Here is a 13,408-nt window from a genome sequence, read left to right on the forward strand (position 1 = left end):
TAGCGTGCGGCGGCTGATGCCGACCAATTGCGCATAGCGATCCTGCGACAAGCCCAACACGTCTTTACGCAAAGTGCGTAATAGTTTGCCCTCACTGATCGAACCGGACAGCAGTTGGTTGAGCAGGTCAGCCAAAACGTTTTCGCGTTCGATAGGCGACAAATTCCTCATGGCAGCTTCCAGCTTTTCAGTTTGTCATCGAGAAAATCGAATCCCATGGTCGGCATGGCAAGAATGCGCTGAGGCACGCCGCGCGCCGCGAGCCGGTCGCGCAGGCCATAAAGCCGGCCGGCCAGCAAACCTAATTCGTACAACAAATGCGCCGGCTCGATCCAGGGCGCCAGTTGCGCCGCGATCAGCGGCCAGTTGAATCGCCCCCCCTCTTCCAGGGGAGAGCCCCAGATCGTCGTGCGCGTTACGCCCTCGGGATCGGCCTTCATCGGTGCGAAGTCATAGATCGGTGCCAGCTGTATTCCCGCTGGCCGCTTGATCAGGGCGGTATTTCGACCATGGTTATCGCTGTTGCCAAAGGCGACGTTGAGGAGATCACGCTTGGCCCACTCGATGACGAAAGCGGCGGGATCGAACGACCCGCCTTGCTCGGTAACACCGTACTGCTTCGCTAGCAAAGCCACCAGTTGGGCCACGACGTCGCCGTGATGCATGTAGCTACCCGGCGCCTTGTCCAACACGGAGAAAATCGATTCCAGGCCATAGCGCTCCGTCTTGCCGTCGATAAAGGCGGTATCGAAGCGCGGCAACCACAAGGAAGGATAACGGCTCCCTTCTTCCAAACGCATGCCGTCGATATCGATGGTGTCGATGCCCAACGCTGTCAGCTCATGGTAGAAGTGGTATTCCGTGCGCAGGATGTCGCCATCGATCTCGGTACGCCGGCCACGCGGAAATTTCACCAGGTAATGTCGATCGGCAAGACTCTGATCGTCCTGGAATGTGTCGATCCAGACTTGATGATCCGCGGAACAGCGCAGCACTAGTTTGGGTGCTTCGCCACCGGCACCGGTGGCACCGCCGCTGGCGGCGCCCATCTGCTGGGCATATTCCAGAAAATCGATATCGCGCTCGCACACGTCGGCAATGGCAAAACGGCGGCTCGCAAGTTGGTTGCCTTCCGCCAGCGCCGGCAGTGACTCTTTGATGCGCAGATTGCCCACTGGCGCGATGGTCCCTTTCTGCAGCAACTCGGCATCCTGCTCGCTGGGCGCGCGGTCTTGTAGCCCGAGCTGGGCCACCCAGTAACGTCGTGCGGCGCCAGCCGGCATGATGTCGTCGATGAAGCCCAGCCAATGCGTGCCGTGGTAAGTGCTAAACAAGTCCACGGGGTAGCGCAGGCTACAGGCACAGGCATCATCCCGGTTCAGCCATTCAAGCGCATAGTCCCGGTCATAGCCGAGCAACATAGCGCCGCGCCGCCCGCGTTCCGGGTCGGGAATCGTCAAGGTGGCGGCATTGTGCCAAATGCTGTGATGGTAAATCTGCAGGGTCAGGTCCATGGCTATTAAACTGTGCAAATTACTGCTCAATTATAGCGACACAAACCGATTTATGAGAAATATTTTGCTCGAAAAATCACAGCTATTTCAAAATTTGCGCAAAATATTTCTCATTTCATGATTCGCCAAAACAAAAGCGGGTGGCCTCACGCCACCCGCTCCGATGTACCGATCCGTGCAGGGAAACTACGCCTGCGCCGCGCGGCGGTGCTTGAAGCGGCGCAACAAGGCGCCGACGTAGCCCGACAAGCCGTAGCAGACGAAGAAGCCGAACAGCACCAGCGGCGGCGAAGCCACCAGCAGCAGGAAGCCCAGCACCAGCACCAGCAGGGCGAAGAACGGCACCTTGCGGCGCAAATGGATCTCCTTGAAGCTCCAGAAGCGCACGTTAGTCACCATCGACAGCCCGGCAAAGGCGGTGAACACCAGCGCAAGCCAATTCAGATGCGGCAGCGTGTCGAAGCCGTAGTCGAGGCTGTTCCACACCAAGCCCGCCACCAGCGCGGCGGCGGCCGGGCTCGGCAAGCCGATGAACCAGCGCTTGTCGACCACGCCGATCATGGTGTTGAAGCGCGCAAGCCGCAGCGCGGCCGAGGCGCAGTAGATGAAGGCGACCATCCAGCCGAGCTTGCCCAGGCCGCGCAGTTGCCACTCATACATCACCAATGCCGGCGCCACACCGAAGCTGACCATGTCCGACAGGCTGTCGAATTCGGCGCCGAAGGCGCTTTGGCTGTGCGTCAGCCGCGCCACGCGGCCATCCATGCCATCGAGGATCATGGCGACGAAGATGGCGATGGCGGCGTATTCGAAGTTGTGGTTCATCGCCTGCACGACGGCGTAGAACCCGGCGAATAGCGCCGCCAGCGTAAACGAATTGGGCAGCAGATAAATGCCTTGGCGGCGCAGCGAACGCTTTTCGCGTTCGGGCCCGGGCAGCATGTCGGGAATGCTCATCGTCAATATCCGTGTTTAGGCGAGTTTCGCCAGGACGGTGCAGGTAGCCGAGACCTTGTCGCCAATGGCCACACAAGGCGTGGCGGACAGCGGCAGGTAAACATCGACGCGCGAGCCGAAGCGGATGAAACCGTAGCGCTGGCCGCGAGCGAGCGTGTCGCCGGCACGGCTGTAGCACAGGATTCGGCGCGCCACGAGGCCGGCGATCTGCACGAAGGTGATCGGGGTGCCGTCCGGCGTCTTAAGCAGCACGGCGTTACGCTCGTTCTCGAGCGAGGCCTTGGCCAGCGCCGCGTTGAGGAACGAACCGGCGTGGTATTCGACCTTCTCCACCGTGCCGTCGACCGGGCTGCGGTTGGAGTGGACGTTGAACACGTTCATGAACACGCTGATCTTCAAGGCTTCTTGGTGGCGATACGGGTCCAGCGCCTTTTCCACCACCACGATGCGGCCATCGGCCGGCGACAGCACCGCCTTGTCATCGGCCGGCACGGCGCGCGGCGGATCGCGGAAAAACTGCAATACAAACAGCGCCACCAGCCACAGCGGCGCCGACCACCAGCCGATCACCGGCGTCAACACGACGGCGGCGAGCACCGAAATGAACAAAAACGGCCAGCCTTCGCGGGCGATCAAGGGATGTGGGTAATGCGCGGGCATCGAGTCTCCATGTCATCAGCAAGGGGGCATGCCCCGGAACAATGGGCGATTATACCGCCGCGTCACGGCGGAGGGGAAAAACCGAGCATCCGCTCGAAATGAAAAACCCCCGCGCCAGACGGCACGAGGGTTTGTCGACGGCAAGGCCGGTCAGTTCTTGCTTTGATCGACCAGCTTGTTCTTGGCGATCCACGGCATCATCTCACGCAGCTTGGCGCCGACCTGTTCGATCGGATGTGCGGCATTCAGACGACGGCGCGCGGTCATGGCCGGGTAGTTGGTCTTGCCTTCCAAGATGAACATCTTGGCGTACTCGCCGGTCTGGATGCGCGTGAGCGCCTTTTTCATCGCCGCCTTGGTGGCGTCGGTCACCACTTCCGGCCCGGTGACGTACTCGCCGTACTCGGCATTGTTGGACACCGAGTAGTTCATGTTGGCGATGCCGCCTTCGTACATCAGGTCGACGATCAGCTTCAGTTCGTGCAGACACTCGAAGTAAGCCATTTCCGGCGCATAGCCGGCTTCGACCAGGGTCTCGAAACCGGCTTTGACCAGTTCGACCGCGCCGCCACACAGCACCGCCTGTTCGCCGAACAGGTCGGTTTCGGTCTCTTCGCGGAACGAGGTTTCGATCACGCCGCCCTTGGTGCCGCCGTTGGCCGCCGCGTACGACAGCGCCACGTCGCGCGCCTTGCCCGACTTGTCTTGATAGACGGCGATCAGACTCGGCACGCCGCCGCCCTTCAGGTATTCGGAGCGCACGGTATGACCCGGGCCCTTGGGCGCCACCATGATCACGTCCAGGTCCGCGCGCGGCACGATCTGGTTGTAATGCACGTTGAAGCCGTGGGCGAAAGCCAGCGCCGCGCCCTTCTTCAGGTTGGGTTCGACGTCCCGGTAGTAGACGTCGGGCTGCGATTCGTCCGGCAGCAGGATCATCACCACATCGGCCTTCTTGACCGCCTCGGCCACTTCCTTGACCTTGTGGCCGGCGGTTTCGGCCTTCTTCCACGACGCGCCATCCTTGCGCAGGCCGACAACCACGTCCACGCCGGAATCCTTCAGGTTCTGCGCGTGTGCGTGGCCTTGCGAGCCGTAGCCGATGATGGCGACTTTTTTGCCCTTGATGATCGAAAGATCTGCGTCTTTATCGTAAAAAACTTTCATATCTCAGTCCTTGGTTTTTTTATGCCGGACGCCTTGCCGGCGTCCTAAATTTTCAAGATGCGTTCACCACGGCCAATGCCGGAAGCACCGGTGCGGACCGTTTCCAGGATCGCTGTCCGGTCCACCGCCTCGATAAAGGCATTCAGCTTTTCACTGGTGCCGGTCAGCTCGATGGTGTAGGTCTTGTCGGTCACGTCGATGATGCGGCCGCGGAAAATATCCGCCATGCGCTTCATCTCCTCGCGCTCTTTGCCGGTGGAGCGCACCTTGATGAGCATCATTTCACGCTCGATGTGCTCCGATTCGTTCAAATCGATCACCTTGACCACCTCGATCAGCTTGTTGAGCTGCTTGGTGATCTGTTCGATCACGTCCTCCGAGCCGTGCGTGACGATGGTCATGCGCGACAGCGTCGGGTCCTCGGTGGTGGCCACCGTCAGCGAGTCGATGTTGTAGGCGCGGGCGGAGAACAGCCCGACCACGCGGGACAGCGCGCCCGCCTCATTCTCTAGCAAGATGGAAAGAATATGTCGCATGGTGCCGCCTCAACACATGTTGCCGTAATCACGATTGTTTTCGAACGGGGCATCCTGCACGTCGCGCATGTGCGGCGGCAGATCCATCTGATTCAAGCCCCGGCCGTTCTGCACCATCGGGAACACGTTTTCCGACTGATCGGTAATGACATCGAGGAACACCAGCCGTTCTTTCATGGCGAACGCTTCGCGCAGCGCCGGCTCGACGTCGCCGGGATGCTCGACGCGCATGCCGACGTGGCCATAGGCCTCGGCCAGCTTGACGAAGTCCGGCAGCGCGTCCATGTAGGTTTCGGAGTAGCGGTTGCCGTAGAACATCTCCTGCCACTGCCGCACCATGCCCAGGTAGCGGTTGTTCAGGTTCACCACCTTGACCGGGATATGGTACTGCTTGCAGGTCGACAGTTCCTGGATGTTCATCTGAATCGAGGCGTCGCCGGTAACGCAAGCCACGGTGGCGTCCGGGTTGGCGAGCTGCGCGCCCATGGCCGCCGGCAGGCCGAAGCCCATGGTGCCGAGGCCGCCGGAGTTGATCCAGCGGCGCGGCGCGTCGAAGCGGTAGTACTGCGCGGCCCACATCTGGTGCTGACCGACGTCGGAAGTGATGATCGCCTGGCCGCCGGTCACCTCGTACAGCTTCTGCAGCACGAACTGCGGCTTGATCAGCGTATCCGACACGGCGTACTTCAGACAGTCGTGCGCGCGCCAGGCCTCGATCTGCTTCCACCAGCCGGCGAGCGCGGCGGCATGAAGTCCATGTTCGCCCTGGCGCCACTGCTCCAGCATGTCGCGCAGCACCAGCTTGACGTCGCCGACGATCGGAATATCCACTTTGACGCGCTTGGCGATCGACGACGGATCGACGTCGATGTGGATGATCTTTTTCGGTTGCGACAGGAAATGCGACGGCACGCTGATGACGCGGTCGTCGAAGCGCGCGCCGACCGCCACCAGCACGTCGCAATACTGCATGGCCATGTTGGCTTCGTAGGTGCCGTGCATGCCGGGCATGCCCAGACATTGGCGGTCGCTGCCCGGATAGGCGCCGAGCCCCATCAGGGTGTTGGTGCACGGCAGGCCGAGCGATTGCACCAGATCGCGCACTTCGGCCGCGGCGTCGCCCAGCACCGCGCCGCCGCCAATGTAGATCAGCGGCCGCTCGGCGCCGGCAAGCAGGTTGACCGCCTTCTTGATTTGGCCGCTATGGCCGCGGGTCACCGGCACGTACGAGCGCACGCTCAAGCTGTCGGGGTAGTTGAATTCGGCCAGGTGTTGGGTGACGTCCTTGGGAATATCCACCACCACCGGCCCTGGCCGGCCTGACTTGGCCAGGTGGAAGGCCTTCTTGATGGTGACGGCCAGTTCGGCCACATTCTTGACCAGGAAGTTGTGCTTCACGCACGGCCGGGTAATGCCGACCATGTCGACCTCCTGGAAAGCATCCATGCCGATGGCCGGTGTCGGCACCTGGCCGGAGAGCACCACCAGGGGAATGGAATCCATATAGGCAGTGGCAATGCCGGTGACGGCGTTGGTCGCGCCCGGACCCGAGGTCACCAGCGCCACGCCGACCTTGTCACTGGAGCGGGAATAGGCATCCGCCGCATGCACCGCCGCCTGTTCATGCCGCACCAGCACGTGTCGGAACTGGTTCTGCTTGAAAATGGCATCATAAATATCAATTACCGCGCCGCCGGGGTAGCCGAAAACAAACTCGACTCCTTCTTCCTGCAGGCATCGGACTACAATCTCCGCGCCCGTGATCTGCATTTTCGCCTCTATTTGGTGATTTTTTGTCCCGTTGTTGTTGGACTGAGGAAATTCCACTACAGAATTTTCTACAGTCTTCGTAAGACCTTATCTTATCTATCAGGCCGCGGCAAGCGATTTTGTGCGGTCGCAAAAAGCGCTAAGCCCCGGTAAATTCAAGCATTTTTACTGCACTGTTTTTGCATACACACCTCTGATAAGATGCTTTGTTGGCATTATTTATGCGTTCATGCATGACCCGTCACCCGATTCCGTCCTCCGATATCGACGCCGCTGGTTTGCGTGCCTTGCAGCTGGCGCTGCTGGTGCTGGGCGACGAAACCGCCGCCGTCTTGGCGTTGCGCGATACGCTGCGCGTCATGGCCACAAAATATGCCCTCGACATCAAAGAGACGGCATCCCCACTTTTCCAGCGTCTTTTGCTGCGCCAGGTGCGTCGCGCCCGCTGGCGCCAGCGCCTAAACGCCCTGTTGCCCGATCTGCTGGCGGCCATCGTGCCGCCGCGCATCGAAACGATGGCCCCGGGCACACTGGAAACCCTGCAGCTCGAACACGGGGACGGCCGGCCCGCCTGGCAGGCGCAGGCCAGCGGCGGGCGCTTGGTACAGGAAAGTTTGCGCCTATTGCCGGCCCGGCAACGCACGGCCTTCTGGCTGTTGCATGTCGAGTCGCTGCCGTTGCGCCAGGCGGCGCAAGCGCTGGCGCGCACCCGCCGAGGCGTACGCCGCGATGGTGCGCGCGCCGTGGCCATGTTGACGGCCATTCTTGCGTTGAAGGGCTGCCCGGTGGCCGGCATGGCGCCGGAGGCCGTGGCGCGCGACGCGGCCATGGCGTTGAAGAACCTGAGACCGGGACTGGCCAGCGCATGGGCCACGGCCCGGCACGACCCCGCGGCGCCGGCCCGGCACAACGCCGCCGTCACTTGGCGCCGGCTGGCGCTCGGTCATCCGCTCGGCACGCGCCTGAGCCTGCTGGCCACGCTGACCGCCGCGCTGCTCTTAGGGCTATCGTTCGCGTGGCCGCGCGCCGACCAAGCGCAAACCCGCGCCGATGTTCAACTGCTGGCCGGCGACGTCCCGCTGAGCGTCTTGCTCGATCCGCGCTTTGACGAGGCCGCCAATGACTAAAGTGTTGCTGGTGCTGTCATTGTGCGTGGCGGCCGCCTTGGCGGCCGCTCAACCGGCCTCGCCGGACTGGGGCGAGCTGTCGGCGCATCAGCAGCGCGTGCTCGCGCCGGTCAGCGGCGAATGGAACCGTTTCGCGCCGGCGCACAAAGCGCGGCTATTGGCCATGGTGCCGCTCTACGATCAGTTGGCCCCCGCCGCACAGCAGCGCTTTACCGTCCGGCTCAAGACCTGGGCCGAGTTGACCGGGGAACAGCAAGACCTCGCCCGTCAGCATTGGCAAAGGCTGCAAGCGCTGCCCGCGGCGCAACGCGCCGGCGTTTTAGCTAAACTGCAGTCGGCCCCGACTGCCAGCCCCTGACACAGGAACACGCTTATGATCGATACCCTGCACCCGCCCGGCCTGAAACGCCTGCTCGCCTGTTTGGTTTACGAGAGCCTGCTGCTGCTGGCGCTCGTGCTGGCCGTCTCGGCGTTGTTCACCGTCCCCATGGTCAAGCTGGGCAATCCGTTTTGGCTGCGCTATTTGGAACAGGTGGCGTTGCTGGCCGCGCTATTCGTCTATTTCGGTCTGTCATGGGTGCACGGCGGCCAGACCGTGGCGATGAAGGCCTGGCGCCTGCAATTGTCCCGCGCCGATGGCGTGCCGATGAGTTGGGGCCAAGCGGCGTTCCGCTTCTTCGTGGCGTTGCTGTTGATCGTCGGCGTGCCGATCGCCGCCTATCTGGGCATGGGCGCGCGCGACCCTCATACGGCGCGGCTGGCGCTCCTGTGGTGCGTGGTGCCGTTTGTCTGGCGCCTATTCGACCCGCAACGGCAGACGCTGCACGACCGCTTATGCGGCACACGGCTGTTCTTGCGGCCGCGCACGCCGAAACCGCCGCCGTCGCCGTGAGGCCCGGCCCGCGTTATCACTTAAATGTTATATATCTTTATTTGAAGATATTTGATGAGCAGCACATGTTACCCTTACCGGGACCTTCGCTAAACAACCTGTGAAATCCACTGCCATGCTCGACCACGCAGATCAAATCGACCGCATCGTAGCCCTGTGGCGCACGGTCCGTCCGGACCTCGACCCCTCTTCGACCGAAGTCATCGGCCGCATCGTACGGATGGAATATTTCATTACCCGCCGGGTATTGCAGGACCTGGCCCGCTACTCGATCAACGTCGGCGAGTTCGACGTGCTGGCCGCGTTGCGCCGTCAGGGCGAACCCTACCAGCTCTCGCCGAACCAAATGCAGGAAATGGTGCTGATTTCCTCCGGCGCGCTGACCAACCGCATCAACCGGCTGGAAAGCGCCGGCCTGGTAAAGCGCACGCCCGATCAGGACGACCGCCGCGGCGTCAACGTTTCGCTGACCGAGAAAGGCCTGCGGGTGATCGAGGAGGCCGCCGGCCACCATTTGGCCGCGGAGGCCGAGCTGGTCGAGATCTTGTCGCCGGACGAGCGACAGATGCTGGCGGTGCTGCTCAAGAAACTGCTATCAACCCAAGAGGATTGATAGACAAAAAACCCCCAGTGAAATTCACCGGGGGTTTTTTATGATGGTGTGATTTTCACCACACCGCCATTTGATCCGGTCAGCAAGCCATGCGGCTTTGCAGATGGGCGACGATCCCGGTCAGCTCGACCGGGGTGGCGCCGTCGTCGCGCCGGCCCTGGTACTCGACCTTGCCTTCCTTCAAGCCGCGCTCACCGATCACCACGCGATGCGGGATGCCCAGCAATTCGGAGTCGGCCAACAGCACGCCCGGGCGTTCATCGCGGTCATCCAGCAGCACGTCGATACCAAGCGCCGCCAGTTCGTCATGCAGCTTATCGGCGGCTTCGCGCACCAATTCGCTTCGGCCATAGCCCATCGGCACGATCACCACGGTGAACGGCGCCATGGCGTCGGTGAAGATGATGCCGCGCTCGTCGTGGCCCTGTTCGATGGCGGCGCCGACAATGCGCGATACGCCAATACCGTAGCAGCCCATTTCCATCGGCTTGAGCTTGCCGTCGCGGTCAAGGTAGTTGCAGCCGAGCGGCTCGGCGTACTTGGTGCGCAGCTGGAACACGTGGCCGACCTCGATGCCGCGGCACAGCGCGAGCGCGCCCTTGCCGCACGGCGACGGGTCGCCGGCCACCACATTGCGGATATCGGCCACTTCCGGCTCGGCGCAGTCGCGGCCGAAGTTGACGCCGGTCAGGTGCTCATCGTCGCGGTTGGCGCCGGCCACCATGTCGGCCATCGCCGCCACGGTGCGGTCGGCGATGACCCGGCCCTTGAAGCCGACCGGGCCGAGCGAGCCCGGCTGGGCACCGAAGGCGTCGCGGATGGCGGCGGGGGTGGCCATGGTCAGCGGCTTCTTGATGCCGGCGATCTTCTCGGCCTTGACCTCGTTGAGCTCGTGGTCGCCGCGCACCAGCATCAGCACCGGCTCATCGCTATCGCTCTCGACCACCACCGCCTTGACGGTCTGGCGGATGTCGACCTTGAGGAAATCGACCAGCTGGGCGATGGTTTTCACGTTCGGCGTGCTGACCGTCTTCATCGCGGCCGCGGCGGCGGCGCGCGGCGCGGCCGGCGCCAGCGCCTCGGCCAGCTCGATGTTGGCGGCGTAGTCGGAGTCCGGGCAGTAGGCGATCAAGTCCTCGCCGGAATCGGCCAGCACCTGGAACTCGTGCGAGCCGGTGCCGCCGATCGAGCCCGTGTCGGCGGCGACGGCACGGAATTTGAGTCCCAGACGGGTAAAGACGTTACAGTAGGCTTGGTACATGCCGTTGTAGGTGTCCACCAGGCTGTCGAAGTCGGTATGGAAAGAGTACGCGTCCTTCATGACGAATTCGCGCGCGCGCATCACGCCGAAACGCGGACGCACTTCATCGCGGAACTTGGTCTGGATCTGAAAGAAGTTCTTCGGCAGCTGCTTATAGCTGTTGATCTCCTTGCGCACGATGTCGGTGACGACTTCCTCGTGCGTCGGGCCATAGCAGAAATCGCGCTCGTGGCGGTCCTTGATGCGCAAGAGTTCCTTGCCGTAAAACTCCCAGCGGCCCGATTCCTGCCACAATTCCGCCGGCTGCACCGACGGCATCAACAATTCGACCGAACCCGCGCGGTTCATTTCCTCGCGCACCACCGCCTCGACCTTGCGCAGCACCCGCAGCCCCATCGGCATCCACGAATACAGGCCGGAAGCCAGGCGCTTGATCAGGCCGGCACGCAGCATCAGTTTGTGACTGGGGAGTTCGGCCTCGGCCGGAGCCTCCTTGAGGGTGGAGATGAAAAACTGCGCTGCACGCATGGACAACTTCCTTGAAATTTCGGCGAAATAGTGGGTGATTGTAGCGTTTTGCCGCGCCGGTTGGAACCTCGCCCCAGGAAGCGGCATCCGGGCCTGTCGCTATTGGCTGACAGAATGCGCTATACCGAGAGGGGAAATATCCATTTCGCTTTGCCCATAACCCACCGCTCAGGTAAGCTGCGCCCATATCAAAAAAATCACGCAGTCCTGCCCGGCGCTTAACGCGTTCGCAATGCCAGTCAAATAACTGAAATAAGACATATTCACCATACCATGCAGGAACATCCAAAACACAGCATGGCGGCCACGACGTTGGGCGCCATCGGGGTGGTTTACGGCGATATCGGCACGAGCCCCCTTTATACATTGAGCGTTTGCTTCTCCATTGCCAGTCTCGCACCGACGCCCGCGAACATCCTGGGCATCCTGTCGCTGATCTTCTGGGCCATCTTGCTCGTGGTCACCATCAAGTACGTGGCCTTCATCCTGCGCGCCGACAACAACGGCGAGGGCGGGATCATGGTGCTGATGGCGCTGGCGCGGCGCTACATCAACGGCAACGCCAAGCGGCGCATCGTGCTGCTTGGCCTATTCGGCGCGGCGCTATTCTATGGCGACGCCATCATCACGCCGGCGGTGTCCGTGCTGTCCGCGGCCGAGGGTCTGAAGGTGCTGAGCCCGGCGATGGCCGAGTTCGTGCTGCCGATGGCGATCGTGGTGCTGGTGGGACTCTTCCTGCTGCAGCGCTTCGGCACCGCCAGCGTCGGCCGGCTGTTCGGCCCGGTGATGGTGGTGTGGTTCAGCGTCATCGGCCTGATGGGCTTCGTCAGCATTCTGCACACGCCGCACGTGCTGGTCGCCATCAACCCGTGGTACGGCATCCGTTTCATCATCGATCACGGCTTCGGCGCCTTCCTGACGCTGGGCGCGGTGGTGCTGGCACTCACCGGCGGCGAGGCGCTCTATGCCGACATGGGCCACTTCGGCCGCAAGCCGATCCAGCACGCCTGGTTCGCCCTGGTGCTGCCGGCGCTGCTGCTTAATTATTTCGGTCAGGGCGCGCTGTTGTTCCGCCACGCCGACGCCGTCAGCAACCCGTTCTTCATCATGGCGCCCAAGTGGGCGCTGCTGCCGCTGATCATCCTGGCCACCATGGCCACGGTCATCGCCTCGCAGGCGGTGATCTCCGGCGCTTATTCGCTCACCCGCCAAGCGATCCAGCTTGGCTACTGCCCGCGTATGAGCATTCTGCATACCTCGGCGCGCGAAATCGGCCAAATCTATCTACCGTTCGTCAACTGGGCGCTCCTGGTGGCGGTATTGGTGGTCACCGTGTCGTTCGGATCCAGCGACAGCCTGGCCGCCGCTTACGGCATCGCCGTGACCGGCACCATGGTGATCACCACGATGCTGTTCTTCGTCGTGGCGCGCATCAATTGGCATTGGCCGTTGCCGCTGGCCGCCGCCATCACGTCGGTCTTCCTGGTGATCGACACCACCTTCTTCAGCGCCAACCTGCTCAAGCTCTTGCACGGCGGCTGGCTGCCGCTGACCATCGGCCTGATCGTGTTCATGGTGATGAACACCTGGAAACTCGGCCGCGAGCTGCTGTTCGAGCGCATCCACGAGCACGCGCTGCCGCTGGAGAGCTTCATCGAGAACATCGAGCACTACCCGCCGACCCGCGTGCAGGGCACGGCCGTGTTCCTCACCGGCACCACGCATGGCGTGCCGCACGCGATGCTGCACAACCTCAAGCACAACAAGGTGCTGCACGAGCGCGTGGTGTTGATGACCATCAGCACCGAGGACGTGCCCTACGTCAGCGACCGGGTGGAGATCAAGCAGCTGTCCAGCAGCTTCTGGCGCGTGGTCGCGCACTACGGCTTCATGGAAACGCCGGATATCGACGACATCGTCGAGGCCGGCAAGACCCAGGGGCTGGAATTCGATCTGATGGACACGTCGTTCTTCCTGTCGCGCGAAACGCTGATCTCGACCGACCGCCCGGGCATGGCGCCCTGGCGCGAAAAGCTGTTCCTGTGGATGAGCAAAAACGCGCTGCGCGCCACCGACTTCTTCCAGATCCCCACCAACCGCGTGGTGGAGCTGGGCGCGCAAATCGAGCTGTAACCCCGCCGCCGGCCTGTCAGCGGATCAACCGCAGCGGGCCGGCCGACCCGGGCGCGCCTGGCGCGCCCGCCTGCGTCACGACCTGGATCACCTTGTCGTAACACGCCTTCAGCCCGACCGGATCGCCCGACCAGCAGTACATGCCATTGCCGTTGCTGTAGGTCTGGTTGGCATCGAGGCGCGGCGCCTCGCCCGGCTGAGCCAGCGCGTCCAGCAGCCACGCTTCGCCGCTCTTGATGCCTTCGGGCAC

At 62.6% G+C, this 13,408-nt stretch carries 13 protein-coding genes; 5 read left to right on the forward strand and 8 right to left on the reverse strand.

From position 1 onward, the window contains the following. Positions 1-167: 167 nt before the first annotated feature. The 6 genes from JOZ06_RS06870 to ilvB form a co-directional block, all read right to left on the reverse strand. Positions 168-1,514, reverse strand: coding sequence for a HipA domain-containing protein (locus JOZ06_RS06870; RefSeq protein WP_293230449.1), 1,347 nt, complete (start codon positions 1,512-1,514; stop codon positions 168-170). A gap of 186 nt (positions 1,515-1,700) precedes the next feature. Continuing rightward, positions 1,701-2,471, reverse strand: coding sequence for a CDP-diacylglycerol--serine O-phosphatidyltransferase (gene pssA, locus JOZ06_RS06875; protein WP_293230452.1), 771 nt, complete (start codon positions 2,469-2,471; stop codon positions 1,701-1,703). Between the two features lie 15 nt (positions 2,472-2,486). Then, positions 2,487-3,131: a phosphatidylserine decarboxylase gene (locus JOZ06_RS06880; protein ID WP_293230455.1), complete on the reverse strand. Its 645-nt coding sequence runs from the start codon at positions 3,129-3,131 to the stop codon at positions 2,487-2,489. A 150-nt stretch (positions 3,132-3,281) separates the two neighbouring features. After that, positions 3,282-4,298: a ketol-acid reductoisomerase gene (gene ilvC / locus JOZ06_RS06885; protein ID WP_293230458.1), complete on the reverse strand. Its 1,017-nt coding sequence runs from the start codon at positions 4,296-4,298 to the stop codon at positions 3,282-3,284. 44 nt (positions 4,299-4,342) lie between these two features. Continuing rightward, positions 4,343-4,834, reverse strand: a complete 492-nt coding sequence (gene ilvN, locus JOZ06_RS06890; protein WP_133679060.1) for an acetolactate synthase small subunit — start codon at positions 4,832-4,834, stop codon at positions 4,343-4,345. Between the two features lie 9 nt (positions 4,835-4,843). Beyond that, positions 4,844-6,604 (reverse strand): biosynthetic-type acetolactate synthase large subunit, encoded by a 1,761-nt coding sequence (gene ilvB, locus JOZ06_RS06895; protein ID WP_293230462.1) that lies wholly within the window; start codon positions 6,602-6,604, stop codon positions 4,844-4,846. A gap of 233 nt (positions 6,605-6,837) precedes the next feature. On the opposite strand from ilvB, the gene JOZ06_RS06900 reads away from it, so the two are divergent. The 4 genes from JOZ06_RS06900 to JOZ06_RS06915 all read left to right on the forward strand — a co-directional run bounded on the left by JOZ06_RS06900 (position 6,838) and on the right by JOZ06_RS06915 (position 9,236). Then, positions 6,838-7,731: a sigma factor-like helix-turn-helix DNA-binding protein gene (locus JOZ06_RS06900; RefSeq protein ID WP_293230465.1), complete on the forward strand. Its 894-nt coding sequence runs from the start codon at positions 6,838-6,840 to the stop codon at positions 7,729-7,731. Continuing rightward, the gene (locus tag JOZ06_RS06905; protein ID WP_293230468.1) at positions 7,724-8,089 is read left to right on the forward strand and encodes a DUF3106 domain-containing protein; all 366 of its coding nucleotides are present in this window, start codon (positions 7,724-7,726) and stop codon (positions 8,087-8,089) included. Before JOZ06_RS06900 ends, JOZ06_RS06905 begins: the two co-directional genes overlap by 8 nt. A 15-nt stretch (positions 8,090-8,104) precedes the next feature. Further along, on the forward strand, positions 8,105-8,623 hold the full coding sequence (locus JOZ06_RS06910) for an RDD family protein (protein ID WP_293230471.1): 519 nt from the start codon (positions 8,105-8,107) through the stop codon (positions 8,621-8,623). A 115-nt stretch (positions 8,624-8,738) separates the two neighbouring features. Next, entirely contained in the window at positions 8,739-9,236 is a 498-nt protein-coding gene (locus JOZ06_RS06915) for a MarR family transcriptional regulator (protein WP_293230473.1), read from the forward strand. 79 nt (positions 9,237-9,315) lie between these two features. On the opposite strand, the gene JOZ06_RS06920 is transcribed toward JOZ06_RS06915, so the two are convergent. After that, the gene (locus JOZ06_RS06920; protein WP_293230476.1) at positions 9,316-11,025 is read right to left on the reverse strand and encodes a proline--tRNA ligase; all 1,710 of its coding nucleotides are present in this window, start codon (positions 11,023-11,025) and stop codon (positions 9,316-9,318) included. A gap of 273 nt (positions 11,026-11,298) precedes the next feature. Between JOZ06_RS06920 and JOZ06_RS06925 the strand changes: the two genes are divergently transcribed. Continuing rightward, the gene (locus JOZ06_RS06925; protein ID WP_293230479.1) at positions 11,299-13,158 is read left to right on the forward strand and encodes a potassium transporter Kup; all 1,860 of its coding nucleotides are present in this window, start codon (positions 11,299-11,301) and stop codon (positions 13,156-13,158) included. 16 nt (positions 13,159-13,174) lie between these two features. Here JOZ06_RS06925 and JOZ06_RS06930 read toward each other — a convergent pair. After that, a partial coding sequence (locus tag JOZ06_RS06930) for a hypothetical protein (RefSeq protein WP_293230482.1) occupies positions 13,175-13,408 on the reverse strand: 234 nt, incomplete at its 5' end.

It is taken from the genome of Paludibacterium sp. (assembly GCF_019232825.1).
Classification (GTDB): Bacteria; Pseudomonadota; Gammaproteobacteria; order Burkholderiales; family Chromobacteriaceae; genus Paludibacterium.

Coding starts and splice junctions, on each gene's coding strand:
- JOZ06_RS06900 (WP_293230465.1), top strand. CDS start 6,838: ATGACCCGTCACCCGATTCCGTCCTCCGATATCGACGCCGCTGGTTTG.
- JOZ06_RS06905 (WP_293230468.1), top strand. CDS start 7,724: ATGACTAAAGTGTTGCTGGTGCTGTCATTGTGCGTGGCGGCCGCCTTG.
- JOZ06_RS06870 (WP_293230449.1), bottom strand. CDS start 1,514: ATGGACCTGACCCTGCAGATTTACCATCACAGCATTTGGCACAATGCC.
- JOZ06_RS06880 (WP_293230455.1), bottom strand. CDS start 3,131: ATGCCCGCGCATTACCCACATCCCTTGATCGCCCGCGAAGGCTGGCCG.
- JOZ06_RS06920 (WP_293230476.1), bottom strand. CDS start 11,025: ATGCGTGCAGCGCAGTTTTTCATCTCCACCCTCAAGGAGGCTCCGGCC.
- ilvC (WP_293230458.1), bottom strand. CDS start 4,298: ATGAAAGTTTTTTACGATAAAGACGCAGATCTTTCGATCATCAAGGGC.
- ilvB (WP_293230462.1), bottom strand. CDS start 6,604: ATGCAGATCACGGGCGCGGAGATTGTAGTCCGATGCCTGCAGGAAGAA.
- JOZ06_RS06915 (WP_293230473.1), top strand. CDS start 8,739: ATGCTCGACCACGCAGATCAAATCGACCGCATCGTAGCCCTGTGGCGC.
- JOZ06_RS06910 (WP_293230471.1), top strand. CDS start 8,105: ATGATCGATACCCTGCACCCGCCCGGCCTGAAACGCCTGCTCGCCTGT.
- pssA (WP_293230452.1), bottom strand. CDS start 2,471: ATGAGCATTCCCGACATGCTGCCCGGGCCCGAACGCGAAAAGCGTTCG.
- ilvN (WP_133679060.1), bottom strand. CDS start 4,834: ATGCGACATATTCTTTCCATCTTGCTAGAGAATGAGGCGGGCGCGCTG.
- JOZ06_RS06925 (WP_293230479.1), top strand. CDS start 11,299: ATGCAGGAACATCCAAAACACAGCATGGCGGCCACGACGTTGGGCGCC.